Here is a 20,653-nt window from a genome sequence, read left to right on the forward strand (position 1 = left end):
GACGGCCGGAACGCGGCCCTGCCGTTGCCCGGCCGACCGGCGCTCTCCGATCGAGAGCGCCGGTCGGCGTCCTCGCCGGGACCGGAACCATGACAGGCGAGAGCGCGTGGGCGCGGTGAGTGGGGACCGGCCGACCAGGGGGCGCACCCGCCGGCCGGTCCCGTACTCGTGCCACGTGTCGCGTCCGCCGGCAGCACACGGTGCTGCCGCGCTCTGCGTCAGGCGTGGCACGCCTGTGTACACGCGTCCATGGAGAGCCGCGGAGTCTCTGGGCCGCACGCAGGGGGCTGCGAGAGCCGACGGCCCTCAGCGAATGGTCGACACCATGCTGTCTACAATATTCGGTTCGGCCCTGACAAGGGTCGTGGCGGTACGCACGCCTGGGGACCGTGCGTCGATGCCGCGCCTGGAGCGGCCGGTCGGGCCCGGTCGGGAAGCGGTCGGGGCGCCGTCGAGGAGTTGTGGAAAAGCATTCGCCGTCGAAGGCATGGATAGCCGTCCGATAGCGGTATACAGTATGCAATCCTCCGAGACTTTCAAGGAGCCGCCATGTCCTACCGCTCCGCCCTCGCCTCCGTCCTGAGCGGCGCCATCGCCTCCTCGGCCGAACAGACCAGCCTCAGTGCGAGGTTCCCGCGCGCGTCGGTGGCCGCCCTCTCGGAGGCCGGCCTCCTCGGACTCACGGTCCGTGCCGACCTCGGCGGCGGAGGCCTTGGGCTCAACGAGGCCGCCGAGGTCGTGACCCGGGTGTCGCGTCTGTGCCCGGCGACCGGCGCCGTGCTCCGGTCCCACTACGCCGCCGTCGCCTTCATCGAGGAGTACGGCTCCCCGTGGGTGCGCCGGAAGGTGGCCGCAGGACATCACCTCAGCACCCTCGCCCTGGCGGACGCGGACGCGGACGGGGACGAGGGCGGACCGCGCGGTGCGGGCATCCGGGCCACGGCGATCCGGCGCGCCGGGGACGTGGTGGCGCTGCACGCCTGCAAGCGCGACGTCGTCGCGGCGGGCGAGGCCGACAGCTACATCTGGTCCTCGCCCCCGGTCGCGGGCGGCGGGGCGGGGCAGACCCTGTGGCTGGTTCCCGCGGACGCCCCCGGTCTGCATGTGCCGGCCCGTCCCAGTGGCGCCGGGCCGCGCGGCAGCGGGGCGGCCGCGGTGTACGCCGACCCCGTGCTGGTTCCGGCCGACGCGATGCTCGCCCAGGACGACGGCGGGCTCGACGGGGTCCTGAGCACCGTACGCGCCTGGCTGGCCGCGCTGCCCGCGGCGGACACCGAACCGGCTATGGCCGAAGCCGTCGGCTGACCCGCGCCGAGGCGCGGCGGCGGATGCGCCGGTGCGCCGGCGGGCGGAAGCCCGGGGCGAACTCGCGAGCTCCGGACGGTAGGCGCGGAGACGTGTACTGCATACAGTATTCGAAGAGCCGGGCTCACCACAGAACCCAGTACGTGAATCAGGGGCGTTATGCACCGTACGAGCAGGGCGACGGGATCGCCGGGCTCGTCGATCACCACCCCGTGGAGCCGACCGAGCAAGGGCAGGGATGCACAGGTGTGCAACGGTGAGGGGGAGGATTCATGACGACGAGCGCCAGTGACGTGACGACAGAGGCAGCCATCGGTGCGATCGTCGCGGCCCATCGTGGCGAGCGCGGCCCGCTGCTGGAGATCCTGCACGCGGTCCAGGCCGAACTGGGCCACATACCGAAGGAGGCCGTCCCGCTGCTCGCCCGGGAGCTCAACCTGTCCCGGGCCGATGTGCACGGGGTGATCACCTTCTACCACGACTTCCGCGACGCGCCCGCCGGACGCACCACGGTGCGCATCTGCCGCGCGGAGGCCTGCCAGGCCCTCGGTGCGGCCGACCTGGTGGACTGCGCCCGGGAGGCGGGCTCACCGATCGGCGGGACCCGTGCGGACGGCTCGGTCACCGTGGAGCAGGTCTTCTGTCTCGGCAACTGTGCCCTGGGCCCGTCCGTCGAGGTGGACGGCAAGGTCCTTGGACGCATGACCGCTGAGCGCCTGCGCTCGGTGCTCGGCGAGGCGGTGACGTCATGACGCCGGACAAGGGCCAGGACATGACCCAGGACGGAGCCCCGAGCATGACCCAGGATCCGAACTGCCCGGTGCGGGTGTACGTCCCGCGTGACTCGGCGGCGCGGTCCGTCGGCGCGGACGCGGTGGCCGATGCGGTCCGCCGGGCCGCGGGCGCCCAGGGCCGGCAGGTCGACATCGTGCGCAACGGCTCGCGCGGAATGCTCTGGCTGGAACCGCTGGTCGAGGTGGTCACGCCCGACGGACGCGTCGGCTACGGCCCGGTGGCACCCGAGGACGTGCCGGGCCTCGTCGGCGCCGGCCTGCTGGACGGCGCCGAACACCCGCTGCGGCTCGGCGTGGTGGACCGGCTGCCGTGGCTGGCCCGCCAGAACCGGGTCACCTTCGCCAGGGTCGGCATCGTCGATCCGCTCTCCCCGCAGGACTACGAACGCCACGGTGGAACGGCCGGTCTGCGCACGGCACTTGCGCTGCCGCCCGCCGAAGTCGTGGCCGCGGTCACGGAGTCCGGACTGCGCGGCCGCGGCGGAGCCGGCTTCCCCGCCGGCATCAAGTGGAAGACGGTGCTCGACCGCGCCGACGAGCTGAAGTTCGTCTGCTGCAACGCCGACGAGGGCGACAGCGGCACCTTCGCGGACCGCATGGTCATGGAGGGCGACCCCTTCATGCTCATCGAGGGCATGACGATCGCCGCCCACGCGGTCGGGGCGAGCGAGGGCTACATCTACATCCGCTCGGAGTACCCCGACGCGGTGGCCACGATGCGCGCCGCCATCGGCATCGCCCGCGAGCAGGGCTGGCTGGGCGAGCGCATCCTCGGCTCGGACCTCAGCTTCGACCTGCACGTACGCGTCGGCGCCGGGGCGTACATCTGCGGCGAGGAGACCTCCATGCTGGAGAGCCTGGAGGGCAGGCGCGGCCAGGTGCGCGCCAAGCCGCCGATCCCCGCGATCCAGGGCCTGTTCGGCAAGCCGACCGTGGTCAACAACGTCCTGACCCTCGCCACGGTCCCGGTGATCCTCGCGAACGGTGCGAAGGCCTACCAGGACCTGGGCGTCCAGCGCTCGCGCGGCACCCAGGTCTTCCAGCTCGGCGGCAACGTGGCGCGCGGCGGCATCGTGGAGACCGCGTTCGGCGTCACGCTGCGCGAGCTGGTCGAGGACTTCGGCGGTGGCACGCTGTCGGGACGTCCCGTGCGTACGGTGCAGGTGGGCGGGCCGCTCGGCGCCTATCTGCCGGCCTCGATGTTCGATCTGCCCATGGAGTACGAGGCGTTCGCCGCGGCCGGTGCCATGCTGGGGCACGGTGGGGTCGTGGTCTTCGACGACTCGGTCGACATGGCCGCGCAGGCCCGCTTCGCGATGGAGTTCTGCGCCGCCGAGTCCTGCGGCAAGTGCACGCCGTGCCGCGTGGGTTCGGTACGCGGTGTCGAGGTGATCGACAAGATCGTGGCCGGTGAGGACCGCGACGGCAACCTCGCGCTGCTCGAGGACCTGTGCGAGCTGATGACCGACGGATCGCTGTGCGCCATGGGCGGGTTGACCCCGATGCCGGTGCGCAGCGCCATCGCACACTTCTCCGACGACTTCCTCGCGAGGGAGGAGGGAACGGTATGACACTGCTCAAGGAGCCCGACTTCGGCACCCCGGAACGGCCGGGTGAGACGACCGTCTCGGTCGAGGTGGACGGACTGTCCGTCACGGTGCCGGAGGGCACCTCGGTGATGCGGGCGGCGGCTGTCGCCGGCATCGACGTCCCCAAGCTCTGCGCCACGGACAGCCTGGAGCCGTTCGGCTCCTGCCGGCTCTGCCTGGTGGAGATCGACGGGCGGCGCGGCACTCCCGCGTCCTGTACCACCCCGTGCAGCGAGGGAATGGTCGTCCGGACCCAGACGCCCAAGCTGGAGAAGCTGCGCCAGGGCGTCATGGAGCTCTACATCTCCGACCACCCGCTGGACTGCCTGACGTGCTCGGCCAACGGCGACTGCGAACTGCAGGACATGGCGGGCGCGGTGGGCCTGCGCCAGGTGCGCTACGGCTACGAGGGGGAGAACCACCTCGACGCCGAACCCGACACCAGCAACCCTTACTTCGACTTCAGCCCGTCCAAGTGCATCGCCTGCTCGCGTTGCGTACGTGCCTGCGGTGAGATCCAGGGCACCTTCGCGCTGACCATCGAGGGCCGCGGGTTCGGCTCCAAGGTTGCCGCGAGCGCCGGCGAGTCCTTCCTGGACTCCGAGTGCGTCTCGTGCGGCGCGTGTGTGCAGGCCTGCCCGACGGCGACGCTGCAGGAGAAGTCGGTCGTCGAGCTCGGCATGCCGTCCCGCTCGGTGATCACGACCTGTGCGTACTGCGGGGTCGGCTGCTCCTTCAAGGCCGAACTGCGCGGTGACGAACTGGTCCGGATGGTGCCCTACAAGGACGGCGGGGCGAACGAGGGCCACTCCTGCGTCAAGGGCCGCTTCGCCTTCGGCTACGCCACCCACCCCGACCGCAGGCTCAAGCCGATGGTCCGCGAGAAGATCACGGACCCCTGGCGCGAGGTCGAGTGGGAGGAGGCCATCCAGACGGTCGCCACCAGGATGCGCGCCATCCAGGACACCCACGGTCCGGCCTCGATCGGTGCCATCAGCTCCTCACGGTGCACCAACGAAGAGGTCTATGTCGTCCAGAAGATGGTGCGCGCGGCCTTCGGCAACAACAACGTCGACACCTGCGCCCGGGTCTGCCACTCGCCCACCGGGTACGGGCTGAAGCAGACCTTCGGCGAGTCCGCGGGCACGCAGGACTTCCGTTCGGTGGCCGAGGCCGACGTCATCATGGTGATCGGAGCCAACCCCACCGACGCACACCCGGTGTTCGCCTCGCGGATGAAGCGACGGCTGCGTGAGGGCGCCGAGCTGATCGTCGTCGACCCGCGCCGCATCGACCTGGTGCGCTCCCCGCACATCGAGGCCGCGCACCACCTCCAGCTCAAGCCGAGCACCAACGTCGCCGTCATCAACTCGATCGCCCATGTCGTCGTCACCGAGGGCCTGGTGGACCGCGGCTTCGTGGCGGACCGGTGCGAAGGCTTCGAGGAGTGGGCCGACTTCGTCGCCCGGCCCGAGAACAGCCCCGAGGCGACCGAGCCGGTCACCGGTGTCCCGGCGGACGAACTGCGCTCCGCCGCACGGCTGTACGCCGCGGCACCCAACGCCGCCATCTACTACGGCCTCGGTGTCACCGAGCACAGCCAGGGCTCCACCATGGTCATGGGAATGGCCAACCTCGCGATGGCGTGCGGCAACATCGGGCGCGAGGGCGTCGGCGTCAACCCGCTGCGCGGCCAGAACAACGTGCAGGGGTCCTGTGACATGGGCTCCTTCCCGCACGAGTTCACGGCCTACCGGCATGTCTCCGACGACGCGGTGCGCGCCGTGTTCGAGGAGCTGTGGGGACGCGAGTTGCTTGCCGAACCGGGCCTGCGCATCCCCAACATGTTCGACGCGGCGATCGACGGTTCGTTCAGGGGCCTGTTCGTGCACGGCGAGGACATCGCCCAGTCCGACCCGAACCTCCGGCACGTCAGTGCCGCGCTCGAGGCCATGGACCTGGTCGTGGTCCAGGACCTGTTCCTGAACGAGACGGCGAAGTTCGCGCATGTCTTCCTGCCGGGCGCTTCGTTCCTCGAGAAGGACGGCACCTTCACCAACGCCGAGCGCCGGGTCAACCGGGTCCGCTCGGTGATGAAGCCGAAGTCGGGCAAGCACGAGTGGCAGATCGTCTGCGAGATCGCCACCGCCATGGGCTATCCGATGTCCTATGACGACCCGGGCCAGATCCTGGACGAGATCGCCCAGGTGACGCCGACGTTCCAGGGCATCTCCTTCAAACGCCTCGACGAACTCGGCAGCGTCCAGTGGCCGTGCAACGTCGAGGCGCCGCAGGGTACTCCGACCATGCACGTGGACGAATTCACCCGTGGCAAGGGCAGGTTCGTGGTCACCGCGTACGTTCCCACGGACGAGCGCACCACCTCGCGCTTTCCGCTGGTGCTGACCACGGGCCGCATCCTCAGCCAGTACAACGTGGGCGCGCAGACCCGACGCACCGGCAATGTGGCCTGGCACGCGGAGGACGTCCTCGAACTGCATGCCCTGGACGCGGAGAACCGCGGCATCACCGACGGCGACCTGGTGACGCTGGCCAGCAGGGTGGGCCGTACGACCCTGAGGGCGAAGATCTCCGACCGGATGCCGCCGGGCGTCGTGTACACCACGTTCCACCACCCCGTGACGGGCGCGAACGTGGTGACGACGGAGAGCTCCGACTGGGCGACCAACTGCCCGGAGTACAAGGTGACCGCTGTCCAGGTCGGGCTCGCGCACCCGCTCGAGCGACATGCCTCGGAAGCGGTCCCCGAAGCCGTCTCCGCAACGGTCGGGGCCGGCCGGGTCGCGGGGGTGGACTGAGATGACCGCCCTCGTGCCGTCCGAGCAGCGGATGGCGAACCAGATCGCCGCGAACTTGGCCCACGTGCCCGCCGGCCAGGCCGCCGAGATGCTCGCGGGCCACATCGAGCGGTTCTGGGACCCGCGGATGCGGGCCCGGCTGGTGGAGTTGGTGGACGCCGAGGCGGACGACCTGCACCCGGTGGTCGTCATGGGCGCGGGGATGCTGCGGAAGTCCCGGAAGAAATAACCGCCTCCCGGCCCCGACAGGGGCCGGGAGCACGACCGCGCCCCGGTCTCCCTTTCGGCGGGGAGACCGGGGCGCGGTCCTGCCGTGGCTTGGGGGCCTTCCGGGGGATCAGGCGGCCTCGATGCCGTCCCCCAGGCCGTCCAGGCCGCGGGTGGTGACCAGCCTGACCTGTCCGTCGTCGAGATGGTAGGACAGGCCGACGACGCCGGTGCCGCCCTTCGCCAGGGCGGGTGAGCGGTCGAGCAGCAGGTCCACGGTGTGCCGGACATGCTCGTCCACGATGTCGCATTCCTCGCTCAGCCCCGCCGCCCGGGCGGCGAGCACGCTGGACGTCACACGTTCGACGACGTCGCGCACGTAGCCCGACGGGGACAGTCCGTCGTCGAGCACGCCGCGTGCGGCCCGGACGGCGCCGCAGGCGTCGTGCCCGAGCACCACCACGAGGGGGCAGCCGAGTCGGTCGACGCCGTACTCGATGCTCCCCAGCACCTCGGGCCCCGTGACATGGCCGGCGGTGCGCACCACGAACAGGTCGCCGAGACCCCGGTCGAAGACGATCTCCGCGGCCAGGCGTGAGTCGGAGCAGCCGAAGACCACTGCGAAGGGATGCTGTGCGGGTGCGAGCGAGGCGCGGTGCGCGGCGTCCTGGTTGGGGTGCTGCGGGGCCCCGTCGACGAAGCGCCGGTTGCCGGTCAGGAGGATGTCCAGGGCCTCGGCCGCCGTGGGCGTACTGGTCAGGGTCATCGGAATCCTTTCGAGGAAACCCCCGAACCACCGATCTCCGACAGGGCGGGGGAGTGCGGTGCACGTGCGGGGTCCAGGGCCTCTCGTTCAGTTGCGACACGGCGCGGAAGGGCGCCGGGACGCCGCGCGGCCGGTGCGCGGCGTCCCCGACACCGGTGCGGGACGGCCGGCGCGTCATCGTTTGGCCGTGAGCCCCTTGGGGTTGAGGTGCGAGATGTTGCCGCTCTCCGTGCCGTCCGCGGGGTCGATCACACAGTCGATGAGTGCCGGCACACCTGCCGCCAGGGCTTCGCGCAGCGCGGCGGCGACCTCGTCGGGAGTGGTGGCCCGGTAGCCCTTGCCGCCGAACGCCTCGATCATGAGGTCGTGGCGGGCCCTCAGGTACGTGGGCGCCGGGTCCCCGTTGGGGGAGGCCTCGTCACCACGGTAGACACCGCTGTTGTTGAGGACGACGGTGACGACCGGCAGGTTGTAGCGGCAGATCACCTCGATCTCCATGCCGCTGAACCCGAAGGCGCTGTCGCCCTCGATGGCGACGACCGGCTCACCGGTCTCCACGGCGGTGGCGATCGCGTAACCCATGCCGATGCCCATGACGCCCCAGGTGCCGCTGTCCAGGCGGTGGCGCGGCACCTTCATGCCGATCGTGTTGCGCGTCAGGTCGAGGGCGTTGGCGCCCTCGTTGACCACGTAGGCGCGAGGGTTGTCCCCCAGGACGTCGCGGACGGCCTGCAGGGCGCCCAGGAACTTCATCGGGTGCGCCGTCTTCGCGTCTTGAAGGCGCTTGGCCATCCTGGCCACGTTCTGCTCCGACTTGGCGGCGATCTCTTCCCGCCACTGCGCCGGCGCGCTGATCCGGCCCGGCTTGCTGCGCTCGACCAGCGCGTCCATCACGGAACCGATGTCGCCGACGAGCGGGGCCGCGATGGGCTGGTTGCTGTCCATCTCGTTGGCCGCGATGTCGACCTGGACGAACCTGGCGTTCGGGTTCCACTGGGGCGCGTCACCGTGCCCGAGAAGCCAGTTGAGGCGCGCGCCGACCAGCATGACGACGTCTGCCCGCTTCAGCGCGAGGGAGCGCGAGGTGGCCGCCGACTGAGGGTGGTCGTCGGGCAGCAGGCCCTTGGCCATCGACATCGGTACGTAGGGGATGCCCGTGGACTCGACGAACTCGCGGATCGACTCGTCCGCGCGGGCGTACGCGGCGCCCTTGCCGAGCACGATCAGTGGCCGCTCGGCGCCTGCGAGCAGGTCGATGGCCCGGTCCACGGCCGCCGGCTCGGGCAGCTGGCGCGGCGCCGGGTCGACGAGCTCCCACAGGGAGGCGGCGCCCTTTTCCGCGTCGATGATCTCACCGAGCACGGCCGCCGGGATGTCCAGATAGACGCCGCCGGGACGGCCGGAGATCGCTGTACGGATGGACCGGGCGATACCGCGCCCGATGTCCTCGGCCCGGGACACGCGGAACGCGGCCTTGGCGAACTGCTTGGCGGCCGACAGCTGGTCCATCTCCTCGTAGTCGCCCCGCTGGAGGTCGACGATGTGGCGCTCGCTGGAGCCGGAGATCTGCACCATCGGGAAACAGTTGGTGGTTGCGTTGGCGAGGCCCACAAGACCGTTGAGGAAGCCCGGCGCCGACACCGTCAGGCATATGCCGGGCCGCTGGGTGAGGAAGCCGGCGGCGGCCGCCGCGTGAGCGGCGTCGCTCTCGTGCCGGAAGCCGATGTAGCGGATTCCCGACGCCTGGGCGAGCCGCGCCAGGTCGGTGATCGGGATGCCCACGACACCGTAGATGTTCTCGACTCCGTTGAGCTTCAGCGCGTCGACGACCAGATGGATACCGTCGGTCAGGGCGGCCGGTTCTTCGGCGCCCTCCGCCCCGGTGTCCTGGGTGACAACGTCCGTCATGGTCCGGATCCTTCCTAGAGGGTCGCCAAGTTCGTACTGCGTGTGCTCTTCGCCATCGGCGTGGAAGGGCCGATGAATCCAAGATCTTTTGCCCACCAGCTGATTCACGGCGTTCACCGATCCGCAGGAAGACCTCGTCCCAGGTCGGCCATGGCGGTCGACAGAGCCGGCTGCGAGACGCAGCACGCGTCCGCCGCCCGGGCGAAGTGCTTCTCCCCGGCCACTGCCACGAAGTACTCGAGCTGCCGGAACAACATGAGCGGCCCCTCCTGCTGAGTATTGTATGCAGTATCCCTTCTTCAGTGAATGGGCGCCATACTCCTGCGCTCACTGATCCGCATGTCGTTGCCGCGACCGAGCTCCGACTCGAAGAAAGGGTGCGCAGCAGGCGGTCGGCCCTGACCCGTGGCTTAGTTTCGGAGTCCGTCACCCAGACAGTGGTTGTGCTCCGGGACCCAAGCGCTCTGGCCGCGATGCGAGTTGCTCCGCGACGGTGTGCCGGCCGGTGGTGGACCCGGGGTCCTCGGGGGCGGTGAAGACGGTGAGGACCAGCGGGGTGTGATGGGGCGGCCGAATCACCGTGATGTCAGTGGACTCCGCGTGGTCGCCGCTGCCGGTCTTCTCCCCGATCCGCCGGCCGATGGGGCATCCGGCCCGGGTGGTCCGCCCGACCGGACGGCCTGTGCCGCGGCCGAATTGCACGGCTTCGGGGCTCGTCCCGGGCGTGCTGCCTGCAGGAGTTCATCGACCGCGCCGGACTGTGGCACTTCGGCTTCTTCCAGGTGCCCTCCCTCGCGGAGGACCTCGCCCGGGGCCGCAAGCGATCCCGCTCTCACATTTCTACGAACACGCTCAGGCCAGCGGCGCCCTGACAGACCGTGACGTCGACGAGTACCTGCGCAGCTACACCCGCCCGGGAGCGCCGGCGGCGAGCCTGGCACGACCCCGGCGATCTCCCTGTGCGCAACCGTCTGACCACTTCGGCGCCAACGCCACCGCCGTCGCGGTCGAGGTACGATCCATCCCCGTCCTGGACCTGCTGATGACCTTCATCGACGAAGAGTTGCTGCCCCAGGACGACAGTGACGCGGCGGCGGAGGCCCGGGAGCTGATGGAGTCCATCAGGCCGCTGGTCGGCCGGCTCCGCGGTCTGGTCGAGCGTCGGCCGATCGCGCGCTCTCAGTGCGGGCGGACGAGGATCTTGACGTTTTCCTCCTTGTTGTTCACCAGTTCGTCGAAGCCGCTCGTGACGATGTCGTCGAGACCGATGCGGCCGGTGATGAACTGGTACGGGTCCACCCGGCCGCTCGCGACCATGTCAATGGTCGCCGGGTGGTCGTTCGCGTATGCGAGGCTGCCGAGCACCTTGACCTCGCGGAACACCAGATCGTTCAGTGCGACCTTGGCCTCGTGTCCCCAGATGGCGACGTTCACGCAGGTGCCGCCCGCGCGGGTGGAAAGGATCGCGGACTTGAGCACTGCGTCGATGCCGGCGCATTCGAAGGTCACGTCGGCGTTGCGGCCATTGGTCAGTTCTGACACCGCCGTAGCGATGTCCGTAGTGGTGGGATCGAGAATGTGGTCGGCGCCGGCCATGGCCGCTTTGGCCTTGCGTACGTCCGCCGGCTCCACGACGATGATCGACTCGGTGCCGACCGCACGCAGAACAGCCGTGGTCACCAGGCCGATCGGTCCCGCACCGAACACGATGGCGGTGTCGCCGGACCGGGCGCCGGACAGCCGTACGGCGTGGTAGGCGACCGCGAGTGGCTCGATGAGCGCCCCCACGTCGGTGCCGAGTTCGCCGAGCGGATGGATCCAGCGGCGTTCGGCCACGACGAATTGCGAGAATCCGCCTCCTCCGCCGGAGAGCCCGACGAATCCCAGCGACTGGCAGACGTTGTACATGCCGCGCAGACAGGGGTCGCACCGGCCGCACACGAGGTAGGGCTCGACAACGACCCGGTCGCCCACGCGCAGATCATCGACACCGTCACCGAGTTCCCGGACCACCCCCGCGAACTCGTGCCCCAGAGTGATGGGCACGGTCTCGCCCGTCAGGGGGTGCGGCGTACCTTCGGCCGGCGCGAAAATGGGGCCTTCCAGATACTCGTGGAGGTCGGTGCCGCAGATGCCGCACCATTCGACCTCGACCTTGACGGTGCCCGGTCGTGTCGCTGGTTCCCGTACATCGTCGATCCGGATGTCGCCCGGACCGTAGAAGCGTGCTGCCCTCATTCTCGGCTCCCTTGCTGGCGGGTGGATTTCGCAGCGGCATGGCGGGGCGGCCTTTTGCTCGCATCCCTTTGTCTGTGGAGCGCGCCTTCTTGTAGGGATCATCGGAATCCGCTGCGAGCGCCCTCGCAGAGTCGCGGATCACCGCGCCGTCGCGCTGATTACACGGCCCCGACGGACGGGCTCGACAGGGTTGCAGGGAATTGCATGGAGTTTGTTGCACGTCAGTAGCGCTCGGTTCACACTGCGGATACGCTCCCGGGCGGCGCGAAGATGCGGGAGGTGCGGTCGTGAGCGTGCACAGTGCGATCCCTGCGGGCCGGAGCCTGCCCGACTACGCCCGGGACCTGGTCCGGATGCATGAAGCTGTCATCGGCGGAAGCCGTCCACCCCTGGCGCCGCGTCCCCTCGTCTCCCGGTCCTGGACGCGCATGCTGCGGATGGGCCTTGCGGTGCGCGGAGGGAACCCGCGCGTCTCCGTGACGGAGGAAGAGATCGCACGCCGGCGGTGCGCATCACCCATGCGCAGTGCTGTCCAGGATTTCATACAGATCTTCGAAGCAAATCCGGACGCCTCTCACATGCTGCTGGTGGTCGCGGACGCGGATGGCGCCATCCTCTGGCGAGCCGGCGCTTCATCGGTGCGGCGCCGTGCCGACGCCCTCGGTTTCACCGAAGGCGCGGTCTGGACGGAGGCACAGGTGGGCACCAATGCGATCGGCACCGCGCTTGCCGAGGCCGCGCCGGTGGAGCTGCTCTCCGGTGAACACTTCGAGCAGGACCAGCACGCTTGGTACTGCACCGCCTGCCCGGTCCACGATCCCCGCACCGGGGATCTGCTGGGCATCGTCGACATCAGCGGCCCCGCCCTCACACTGCACCCGGCGGTCGGCGCGTTGGCCGAGACCGGGCGCCGTCTCATGGAGGCCCAGGTCTGGCGGTGTCACCAGGAGCGTCTTGAGCGGCTTCGGCAGTCAGCCGCACCGCTTCTGGCCGCCACTTCGGGTCCGGCGCTTGTGGTCGACGATCACGGGTGGGTCGCACACAGCTCCGGCGTCGCCGTGGGCGCACGGATCGCCGCACCGGCTGCCAGGCAGACCCTCGCTGTGCCCGGTTTCGGCGCCTGCGTGCCCGAGCGTCTGCCGAACGGCTGGCTCGTCCGGCCCTTCACCCGCGGGCGAGAGGTGCTGCTCGAACTCGACCTGTCCGGCTCCCCGTTGCTCCAGGTACAGGCGGGTGACACGGGATGGCGCCGGCTCATCACGAAACGGCATGCCGAAATACTCGCGCTCCTGCACCGTGCGGGTCCCGCCGGCCTGTCCGCGGAAGCGCTCAGTCAGGCATTGTTCGGCGATGCGGGGCACCTTGTATCGGTGCGTGCCGAGGTGTCGCGTCTTCGCCGCCAGCTCGGAGGGATTGTGGCGACCCGGCCCTACCGCCTCGCCGACGGTGTCCGGCTGACCGTCACCGAGGACGCCGGCGCACCGTGACTCGGAGAACAGCGGGGTTCGCGTGGAGGCGCCGACGCAGCCGGGGCCGGACGCGATGCCCGGCCCCTCCCTCACCGGCAGAAGTGGACCACCGGTCAGCTGTGTGCGTGCAGTGGCTTTCCGGCAAGTGCGAGGTGCGCTTCGCCCAGCGCCTCGGACTGGGTCGGGTGTGCGTGGATGAGCGGCGCGATCCGTTCGGGCAGGAGTTCCAGGTTGTAGATCAGCTGGGCCTCGCCGATCAGCTCCCCGACACGATCGCCGACCATGTGCAGACCCACCACGCGTCCGTCGGGTGCTTCGACCAGCTTGATCGCCCCCGTGGTCCTGAGGATTTGGCTTTTTCCGTTGCCTGCGAGGTCGTACGTGAGGGTCGTGACGCCGGTCTTGTACTTCTCGTTGGCGGCTGCCTCGGTCAGCCCCACCGAGGCGACCTCCGGACGGGAGAACGTCACCCGCGGGATGCCGGCCTCGTCGATGGGAGGCGGGTTCAGCCCAGCGATCGCTTCGGCCACGAACACGCCCTGCGCGAAGCCGCGGTGTGCCAGTTGCGGGCCCGCCACGATGTCACCCACGGCGTACACGTCGGGCAGGTTGGTCCGCAGGCGTTCGTCGGTGGCGACGAAACCGCGCTCCAGTCTCAGCCCGGACTCCTCGTAGCCGTGGCCGGCGGTGTTCGGGCCACGGCCCACGGCCACCAGCAGAACGTCGCATTCAAGCGTGTCACCGGAATCCAGTGCGATGCTCACGCCCTGCTCGTCCTGTCGGGCGCCGGTGAACTTCACCCCGGTTCTGACCCGAATCCTGCGGCGCCGCAACGCGCGCTCCAGCTGCTTGGAGGAGAACTCGTCCTCGGCGGGCAGGAGGCGCGGCAGTGCCTCGACGATGGTCACTTCGGCGCCGAAGGACGCCCAGACGCTGGCGAACTCGACGCCGATGACGCCGCCGCCGAGCACGACGACCTTCTCGGGGATGTAGTCCAGCCGCAGTGCCTCCTCGCTGGTGATGATCCTTCCGCCCAGCTCGAGGCCGGGCAGGGACTTGGAGCGGGAGCCGGTGGCGAGGACGAGGTTGCGCCCGGTGCAGCGGGTGCCCTCGACGTCGACGGTGGTGCCGCCGACGAAGGTGCCACGTCCCTCGATCACGGTGACCTCGTGGGCCTCCGCCAAGCTCTGCAAGCCCTTGTGGAGGCGGGAGACGACCGAGTCCTTGTATGCGTGGACTCTCGCGAGGTCGATGCCTTCGAAGGCGGCCCTCACGCCGAACTGCCCTCCATCGCGCGCGGTGTCGGCGACCTCCGCCGCATGCAGGAGGGCCTTGGTGGGGATGCAGCCGCGGTGCAGGCAGGTCCCGCCGAGCTTCTCCTTCTCGATGAGTGTCACGGACCGGCCCAGCGCGGCCGCCCGGAAGGCCGCGGCGTAGCCACCGGATCCGCCACCGAGGATCACCAGGTCGGCAGTGGTCACTTCGCTTCTCCTTGTCCGGCTTCCTGCGTCTGCCGGTAGAGCCGTCCGGCCCGGTAGGAGGAGCGCACCAACGGGCCCGCCATCACTCCTTCGAACCCGATCTCACGTGCGCAGTCGTGGAGCCGGTCGAACTCCTCCGGCGGTACCCACCGTTCGACCGGGTGGTGCCGCACCGACGGTCGCAGGTACTGGGTGATGGTCAGCAGCCGGCATCCCGCCGCGTGAAGGTCGCGCAGCGTCTGCACCACCTCTTCGCCGGTTTCGCCCATCCCCAGGATCAGATTCGATTTGGTCACCAGCCCGGCCTCCCGTGCCTGAGCCAGCACGCCGAGCGAGCGCAAGTAATCGAAACCAGGACGAATTCGCCGGAAGATCCTGGGCACCGTCTCCATGTTGTGCGCCAGCACCTCCGGACACGCGCCGAACACCTGGCCAAGGAGTTCCGGTCCGCCGTTGAAGTCCGGTATCAGCACCTCGACCGCGGTGCCCGGGTTACGTCGGTGGATCTGCCGCACCGTCTCCGCGTACAACCACGCACCGCCGTCAGGCAGGTCGTCCCGCGCCACGCCGGTGACCGTCGCGTATCGGAGCTTCATCGCGCCCACCGACTCGGCGACGCGCAGCGGCTCCGCAGGATCCGGCTCGGCCGGTTTTCCCGTGTCGATCTGGCAGAAATCGCAGCGGCGGGTGCACCGATCCCCGCCGATCAGAAAGGTGGCCTCCCGATCTTCCCAGCACTCGAAGATGTTCGGACAGGCCGCCTCCTCGCACACGGTATGCAGTCTCTCGCGGCGCACGAGTTCCTGCAGTTCGGTGAATTCCGGCCCCGTCCGAATACGGGTCCTGATCCAGGAAGGCTTTCGCTCGATCGGGACTGCGCTGTTGCGGACTTCCAGTCGCAGGAGACGTCGTCCGTCCGGTTGCACACTTGTCATCGGCCCACGGTCCGATCACCGCGCCGCGCTCACAAGACGTTGCAGTCGATTGCATCCACCGCTGCGTGCAATTCCTTGCAACCCTGTCCCGCTGGGCCGTTTCCGCAGTCCCATGACCCTCGTGGCCGGAGGACGCCGGTCACATCGGATCGTGAAAGGGCCCTGCGGCATGACTGCGGTGGGCATTGTGGCCAACCCTGCCTCCGGCCGGGACATCCGGAGGCTTGTATCCGGCGCATCGGTTTTCCCGACAGCCGAGAAAGCCAACATGGTGCAGCGCATACTCACGGCGCTGGGCACGGTCGGCGTCGAGACGGTGCTGGTGTCCGTCGATCTCGGAGGGATCTCCGCGGGCGTATCGAGGGCCGTGCGGAACCGGCCGGCGAAGAGCACGCCATGGCCGCAGGTCCGCTTCGTCGATGACGATGCCCTCACCGACAGCGCCCAGGACACGGCCAACGCGGTCCGCCGCATGGTCGAGGCCGGCGCCGAGGTGATCATCTGCCTGGGCGGCGACGGAACCGCACGCGTGGCCACGGCGGCGTTGCTCGCCGGCCCCGGGTACGACGTGCCGTTGCTGTCACTGTCCACGGGTACCAACAACGCATTCCCGCAGATGCGTGAGGCCACAGTCGCCGGCCTGGCGGCCGGCCTGGTGGCCACCGGCGCCGTGGACCGGGGGATCGCCGCCGGCCGGGCTCACGCACTCGAGGTACGCACCAGCGAGCGGACCGAGCTCGCACTGGTCGACGTCGCGGTGTCCACAGCGCCCTACGTCGGCTCCCGCGCCCTATGGCATCCCGACGCCCTCACCGAGTTGTACTGCACCTTCGCCGAGCCGGACGCGACCGGCCTGTCCTCCATAGCGGGCCTGCTGTGCCCCAGCCCGCGGGACAAGCCCGAGGGCGTCGCGGTGCGTCTGTGCGCGGCGGAGCAAGCACCCACCGTGGTCAACGCGCCGATCGCCCCGGGCCTGGTGCTGCCCGTCGGGGTGGCCGCCTGGCGGCCCCTGCGCACCGGCGAGCAGGTGGAGATCAGCACCCCCCGCGGCGTGGTGGCCTTCGACGGCGAGCGCGAACTGGAACTGGCCGGCACGACCGGTGCCACGGTGCGGCTCAGGGAGGACGGGCCGCTCTGCGTCGACGTCACCGCCGTGATGAGCCAGGCGGCACGAGCCGGCCTGCTCCGTGCCTCTCGCACCGCGGTCTGAGGACGACCGGACCGACAAGAGCCCAAGAAGAAAGGACCGTCAACGATGACACCCACTCAACCGGCCCAGGCCGCCCAGGCCACGTCGGGGCTCGACGAGAAGGCACTCCTGGAGGCGTATCGCACCATGCGCACCATCCGCGAGTTCGAGGAGCGGCTGCACCTCGAGTTCGCCACCGGCGAGATTCCGGGGTTCGTGCACCTGTACGCCGGCGAGGAAGCCTCGGCCACCGCGGTGTGCGCCCACCTCGACGAGCGCGACTCGATCGCCAGCACGCACCGCGGCCACGGGCACTGCATCGCCAAGGGCGTGGACGTCAAGGAGATGATGGCCGAGATCTACGGGCGCGTCACGGGGTCCTGCCGGGGCAAGGGCGGCTCGATGCACATCGCCGACCTGTCCAAGGGCATGCTCGGTGCGAACGGCATCGTCGGCGGCGGTCCGCCCCTGATCTGCGGCACCGCTCTGGCCGCCAAGCAGCAGGGGACCGGTGGCGTCGGCGTGGCGTTCTTCGGTGACGGGGCGAGCAATCAGGGGACCACCCTGGAAGCGCTCAACCTCGCCTCGGTGTGGAACCTGCCCGCGATCTTCGTGGCGGAGAACAACGGCTACGCGGAGGCCACGGCGGCCACCTGGTCGGTGGCCTGCGACAACATCGCCGACCGCGCCGCCGGATTCGGCATGCCGGGCGTGATCGTGGACGGCTTCGACTTCTTCGCGGTGTACGAGGCCGCGGGTGAGGCGATCGAGCGGGCCCGCGAAGGCGGAGGGCCCACCCTGATCGAGGTCAAGTTCACCCGGTACTACGGGCACTTCGAGGGCGACCAGCAGACATACCGCGCCGACGAGGTGGCGCGGGCTCGCGCGTCACTGGACTGCCTCAAGCAGTTCCGCGAGCGTGTCACCGCTTCCGGCCGGCTCGACGCGGCCGCACTGGACGGCATCGACGGGGAAGTGGCCGGTCTCATCGAGGCCGCGGTGACGGAGGCCAAGCAGGCCCCGACGCCGACCGCGGACGACCTCACCACCGACGTCTACGTCACCTACTGACCCCGAACACTTCCAGGAGCACGATCATGGCACGCACGATCAGCTATCGCGAGGCGGTCAACGAGGCGCTCAGGCAGGAGATGGAGCGCGACCCGTCCGTCATCGTCATGGGCGAGGACAACGCGGGCGGCGCGGGCAGTCCCGGTGAGGACGACGCATGGGGCGGTGTCCTCGGCGTGACCAAGGGGCTGTACGAGCAGTTCCCGGGAAGGGTGCTGGACACGCCGATCTCGGAATCGGCGTTCGTCGGCGCCGCGGTCGGCGCCGCGACACGCGGCCTGCGCCCGGTGGCCGAGCTGATGTTCATCGACTTCATGGGCGTCTGCTTCGACCAGATCTTCAACCAGGCGGCCAAGTTCCGCTACATGTTCGGCGGCAAGGCCGTCACACCCGTGGTGGTGCGGACCATGTACGGAGCCGGTCTCAACGCCGCCGCCCAGCACTCCCAGTGCCTGTACCCGGTCTTCACCCACATCCCGGGTCTCAAGGTCGTCCTGCCCTCCAGCCCGTACGAGGCCAAGGGCCTGCTCATCCAGGCCATCCGCGACAACGACCCGGTCATCTTCTGCGAGCACAAGGCGCTCTACGACATGACCGGCGAGGTACCCGAGGACAGCTACACCATCCCCTTCGGCGAGGCCAACGTGGTCCGTGACGGCGACGATGTCACCATCGTCGCCCTCGGTCGGATGGTCTCGGTGGCCGAGGAGGCGGCGGCCGAACTGGCCCGGCAGGGTGTCCAGGCGGAGATCATCGACCCGCGCACCACCAGCCCCCTCGACAGCGACACGATCCTCGAGAGCGTCGAGAACACCGGCCGGCTGGTCGTGGTCGACGAGGCCACCCCGCGCTGCAGCATGGCCACCGACATCTCGGCCCTGGTGGCGCAGGAGGCGTTCGGCGCCTTGCGGGCGCCGATCGAGATGGTCACCGCCCCGCACACTCCGGTGCCCTTCGCGCAGACCCTGGAGCAGCTCTACATCCCGGACGCGCAGAAGGTGGCCAACGCCGTCAAGAAGACCATGGACTGGAAGAAGTGACGGATCCTGTGAGCACCGAAGACGCCATCACGAAGGTCACCATGCCCAAGTGGGGCCTGTCGATGAAGAGTGGCAAGATCACCGCCTGGTTCGTGGCCGAGGGCGACGAGGTGGCCGAAGGTGACGACCTGGCCGACATCGACACCGACAAGATCACCGGGGCGCTGGAGTCGGCGGGGGCGGGTCTCGTGCGGCGGATCATCGCCGAGACGAACGAGGACGTCCCCGTCGGCGGCACGATCGCGCTGATCGCTCCGGCCGACGTGCCGGAGGAACTGATCGACGAAGCGGCCCGCGCCGCGCGCGAGGAACTGGACTCCGGCGCGGTCGACGAGGTCGCCGGACCCGTCCTCGGGACAGTGCAGGTGGACGGCCGTACCCTCTCCTACGCGACCCTCGGCGCCGCAGAGGAGACCGTGCTGCTCGTACACGGTTACGGCGGCGACAAGAACTCCTGGCTCTTCGTGCAGGAGCCGCTGTCGGCCCGCGCGACCGTTCACGCGATCGACCTGCCCGGCCACGGCGACTCCACCAAGGACGTCGGCGACGGTTCCCTCGACACCCTCGCCGGCGCGCTGCTCGGTTTCCTCGAACAGCAGGGCATCGAACGCGTCCACCTGGTCGGGCACTCACTCGGCGGCGCCGTGGTCACCGCCGCCGCTGCCCGCGAACCCGGCAGGATCGCCTCGCTGACCCTCGTCGCACCCGCCGGCTACGGCGACACCATCAACGCCGACTATCTGCGCGGATTCGCCTCCGCCTCCTCACGGCGGGAACTCAAGCCGCACCTGCTCCACCTGTTCGCCGACTCCGGACAGGTCACCCGGCAACTCGCCGACGACCTGATGAAGTTCAAGCGGCTCGACGGCGTTCAGCAGGCGCTCGACCGCCTGCTCGGCACGCTGCTCGACGGCGACCGACCGGGAATCGACGCCGCCGCCCTGCTCCAGAAGTTCGCGGGCCCGGTCACAGTGGTGTGGGGCCGCGCGGACCAGGTACTGCCGGCCGCCAACGCAACTGCACTGGGAGGCCGTGCCCAGGTCACCTATGTCGACCATGCCGGGCACATGGTCCACATGGAACAGCCCTCTGCCGTGGTCGACGCCGTGACCGGGGCCCTGGACGGCTGAGGACGCGAGCCATCGTCTGCCGGAGGACGTGAGAACAGTCCTCCGGCAGACCCACGAATCCGCTCCCGCCGGGGGCCGCGGCACCGACGGCCGGCCAAGCTTCATGCCGACAAGGGCCCGCCGGAGTTTCTCCCGATGCCCGGGCAATGGCACTGTCGTTCCAGCACCGCGTGGCGGTCGCGGTGAGCGCCACGTCCACGCGTCGGCCGAGTGGACCTTGGCGTACCCGGACCTCCAGGGCCAGCAGTTCGACGATGGCCATACCCCGGCCGTGTTCGTCGGAGTCGGCATTCCGGGGACGCCGTGTTCGGCCCGGGAGGCCGGAGTCCGTCACCGAGATCCACAGGAGTCCCTTGTGCAGGGAGAGGTGGACGGTCATGTCGTGACGGCCGTGCTCGGCGGCGTTCGCGGCGAGTTCCCCGACGATGAGCTCGGCGGACTCCCGGTCGGCGGACGGGAAGCGCCACTGGGTCAGGACGGCGACGACGCAGCGGCGGGCCACCGGAACCCAGCGGGCCTCCGCCGGCAGGGACAGGACGGCCTCATGAGCGGGGGCGGTCGCGGTTGTCCGGTGCTCTGTAGCTGGGCGACGGGGTGCATTCACCCTGCCCGGATGGGGGGTGTCCCGGCCCGGGGGGACGTCGCGGGGCCGGACACGTGGGTGTCCGGCCCCGCTGTCGCCACCGCCTGCGCCGGCGCGGTGGTCGTCGGG

17 protein-coding genes are annotated in these 20,653 nt (G+C 69.9%); 10 read left to right on the forward strand and 7 right to left on the reverse strand.

The annotated features are described in order from the left end of the window. Positions 1-549 precede the first annotated feature (549 nt). The 5 genes from IE318_RS28760 to IE318_RS28780 all read left to right on the forward strand — a co-directional run bounded on the left by IE318_RS28760 (position 550) and on the right by IE318_RS28780 (position 6,736). A complete protein-coding gene (locus IE318_RS28760) occupies positions 550-1,305 on the forward strand; it encodes an acyl-CoA dehydrogenase family protein (protein ID WP_189904989.1) in 756 nt (251 codons plus the stop codon). Positions 1,306-1,577: 272 nt separating this feature from the next. Next, positions 1,578-2,057 carry an NAD(P)H-dependent oxidoreductase subunit E gene (locus tag IE318_RS28765; RefSeq protein ID WP_189904991.1) on the forward strand — a complete coding sequence of 160 codons (480 nt, stop codon included), beginning with the start codon at positions 1,578-1,580 and terminating at the stop codon, positions 2,055-2,057. Positions 2,058-2,101: 44 nt separating this feature from the next. Next, entirely contained in the window at positions 2,102-3,670 is a 1,569-nt protein-coding gene (locus tag IE318_RS28770; protein ID WP_189904993.1) for a formate dehydrogenase beta subunit, read from the forward strand. Next, on the forward strand, positions 3,667-6,507 hold the full coding sequence (gene fdhF, locus IE318_RS28775) for a formate dehydrogenase subunit alpha (RefSeq protein ID WP_189904995.1): 2,841 nt from the start codon (positions 3,667-3,669) through the stop codon (positions 6,505-6,507). The genes IE318_RS28770 and fdhF overlap by 4 nt, the downstream gene beginning before the upstream one ends. A gap of 1 nt (position 6,508) precedes the next feature. After that, the gene (locus IE318_RS28780; protein WP_189904997.1) at positions 6,509-6,736 is read left to right on the forward strand and encodes a formate dehydrogenase subunit delta; all 228 of its coding nucleotides are present in this window, start codon (positions 6,509-6,511) and stop codon (positions 6,734-6,736) included. Between the two features lie 108 nt (positions 6,737-6,844). Here the strand turns inward: IE318_RS28780 and IE318_RS28785 are convergent, their stop codons facing one another. The 4 genes from IE318_RS28785 to IE318_RS28800 form a co-directional block, all read right to left on the reverse strand. After that, positions 6,845-7,480, reverse strand: a complete 636-nt coding sequence (locus IE318_RS28785; protein ID WP_189904998.1) for a carbonic anhydrase — start codon at positions 7,478-7,480, stop codon at positions 6,845-6,847. 174 nt (positions 7,481-7,654) lie between these two features. Continuing rightward, the gene (gene oxc, locus IE318_RS28790) at positions 7,655-9,388 is read right to left on the reverse strand and encodes an oxalyl-CoA decarboxylase (protein ID WP_189905000.1); all 1,734 of its coding nucleotides are present in this window, start codon (positions 9,386-9,388) and stop codon (positions 7,655-7,657) included. 113 nt (positions 9,389-9,501) lie between these two features. Then, positions 9,502-9,645: a LysR family transcriptional regulator gene (locus IE318_RS28795; protein WP_189905002.1), complete on the reverse strand. Its 144-nt coding sequence runs from the start codon at positions 9,643-9,645 to the stop codon at positions 9,502-9,504. 922 nt (positions 9,646-10,567) lie between these two features. Next, a complete protein-coding gene (locus tag IE318_RS28800) occupies positions 10,568-11,728 on the reverse strand; it encodes a 2,3-butanediol dehydrogenase (protein ID WP_229903801.1) in 1,161 nt (386 codons plus the stop codon). A gap of 185 nt (positions 11,729-11,913) precedes the next feature. Between IE318_RS28800 and IE318_RS28805 the strand changes: the two genes are divergently transcribed. Then, entirely contained in the window at positions 11,914-13,113 is a 1,200-nt protein-coding gene (locus tag IE318_RS28805) for a sigma-54-dependent transcriptional regulator family protein (protein ID WP_189905004.1), read from the forward strand. Positions 13,114-13,208: 95 nt separating this feature from the next. Here the strand turns inward: IE318_RS28805 and lpdA are convergent, their stop codons facing one another. Both lpdA and lipA read right to left on the reverse strand, forming a co-directional pair. Continuing rightward, positions 13,209-14,576, reverse strand: a complete 1,368-nt coding sequence (gene lpdA / locus IE318_RS28810) for a dihydrolipoyl dehydrogenase (protein ID WP_189905006.1) — start codon at positions 14,574-14,576, stop codon at positions 13,209-13,211. Next, positions 14,573-15,511, reverse strand: coding sequence for a lipoyl synthase (lipA, locus tag IE318_RS28815; RefSeq protein ID WP_189905008.1), 939 nt, complete (start codon positions 15,509-15,511; stop codon positions 14,573-14,575). Before lipA ends, lpdA begins: the two co-directional genes overlap by 4 nt. A 169-nt stretch (positions 15,512-15,680) precedes the next feature. Between lipA and IE318_RS28820 the strand changes: the two genes are divergently transcribed. Genes IE318_RS28820 through IE318_RS28835 form a run of 4 tightly spaced genes read left to right on the forward strand, consistent with a single transcriptional unit; the run spans position 15,681 to position 19,941 of the window. Continuing rightward, positions 15,681-16,721 carry an ATP-NAD kinase family protein gene (locus IE318_RS28820; RefSeq protein WP_189905010.1) on the forward strand — a complete coding sequence of 347 codons (1,041 nt, stop codon included), beginning with the start codon at positions 15,681-15,683 and terminating at the stop codon, positions 16,719-16,721. Between the two features lie 45 nt (positions 16,722-16,766). After that, entirely contained in the window at positions 16,767-17,771 is a 1,005-nt protein-coding gene (locus IE318_RS28825; RefSeq protein ID WP_189905012.1) for a thiamine pyrophosphate-dependent dehydrogenase E1 component subunit alpha, read from the forward strand. A gap of 26 nt (positions 17,772-17,797) precedes the next feature. Beyond that, positions 17,798-18,811 carry an alpha-ketoacid dehydrogenase subunit beta gene (locus tag IE318_RS28830; protein WP_189905014.1) on the forward strand — a complete coding sequence of 338 codons (1,014 nt, stop codon included), beginning with the start codon at positions 17,798-17,800 and terminating at the stop codon, positions 18,809-18,811. Positions 18,812-18,819: 8 nt separating this feature from the next. Further along, the gene (locus IE318_RS28835) at positions 18,820-19,941 is read left to right on the forward strand and encodes an acetoin dehydrogenase dihydrolipoyllysine-residue acetyltransferase subunit (RefSeq protein WP_189905016.1); all 1,122 of its coding nucleotides are present in this window, start codon (positions 18,820-18,822) and stop codon (positions 19,939-19,941) included. Here the strand turns inward: IE318_RS28835 and IE318_RS45270 are convergent. Continuing rightward, on the reverse strand, positions 19,853-20,545 hold the full coding sequence (locus IE318_RS45270) for an ATP-binding protein (RefSeq protein ID WP_268256754.1): 693 nt from the start codon (positions 20,543-20,545) through the stop codon (positions 19,853-19,855). The two genes, IE318_RS28835 and IE318_RS45270, sit on opposite strands and share 89 nt — an antisense overlap. Positions 20,546-20,653: the final 108 nt, after the last annotated feature.

This window comes from Streptomyces spiralis (assembly GCF_014654675.1).
Classification (GTDB): Bacteria; Actinomycetota; Actinomycetes; order Streptomycetales; family Streptomycetaceae; genus Streptomyces; species Streptomyces spiralis.

Coding starts and splice junctions, on each gene's coding strand:
- fdhF (WP_189904995.1), top strand. CDS start 3,667: ATGACACTGCTCAAGGAGCCCGACTTCGGCACCCCGGAACGGCCGGGT.
- lipA (WP_189905008.1), bottom strand. CDS start 15,511: ATGACAAGTGTGCAACCGGACGGACGACGTCTCCTGCGACTGGAAGTC.
- IE318_RS28825 (WP_189905012.1), top strand. CDS start 16,767: ATGACACCCACTCAACCGGCCCAGGCCGCCCAGGCCACGTCGGGGCTC.
- IE318_RS28780 (WP_189904997.1), top strand. CDS start 6,509: ATGACCGCCCTCGTGCCGTCCGAGCAGCGGATGGCGAACCAGATCGCC.
- IE318_RS28765 (WP_189904991.1), top strand. CDS start 1,578: ATGACGACGAGCGCCAGTGACGTGACGACAGAGGCAGCCATCGGTGCG.
- oxc (WP_189905000.1), bottom strand. CDS start 9,388: ATGACGGACGTTGTCACCCAGGACACCGGGGCGGAGGGCGCCGAAGAA.
- IE318_RS28785 (WP_189904998.1), bottom strand. CDS start 7,480: ATGACCCTGACCAGTACGCCCACGGCGGCCGAGGCCCTGGACATCCTC.
- IE318_RS28760 (WP_189904989.1), top strand. CDS start 550: ATGTCCTACCGCTCCGCCCTCGCCTCCGTCCTGAGCGGCGCCATCGCC.
- IE318_RS28830 (WP_189905014.1), top strand. CDS start 17,798: ATGGCACGCACGATCAGCTATCGCGAGGCGGTCAACGAGGCGCTCAGG.
- IE318_RS28770 (WP_189904993.1), top strand. CDS start 2,102: ATGACCCAGGATCCGAACTGCCCGGTGCGGGTGTACGTCCCGCGTGAC.
- IE318_RS28820 (WP_189905010.1), top strand. CDS start 15,681: ATGACTGCGGTGGGCATTGTGGCCAACCCTGCCTCCGGCCGGGACATC.
- IE318_RS28800 (WP_229903801.1), bottom strand. CDS start 11,728: ATGATCCCTACAAGAAGGCGCGCTCCACAGACAAAGGGATGCGAGCAA.
- IE318_RS28795 (WP_189905002.1), bottom strand. CDS start 9,645: ATGTTGTTCCGGCAGCTCGAGTACTTCGTGGCAGTGGCCGGGGAGAAG.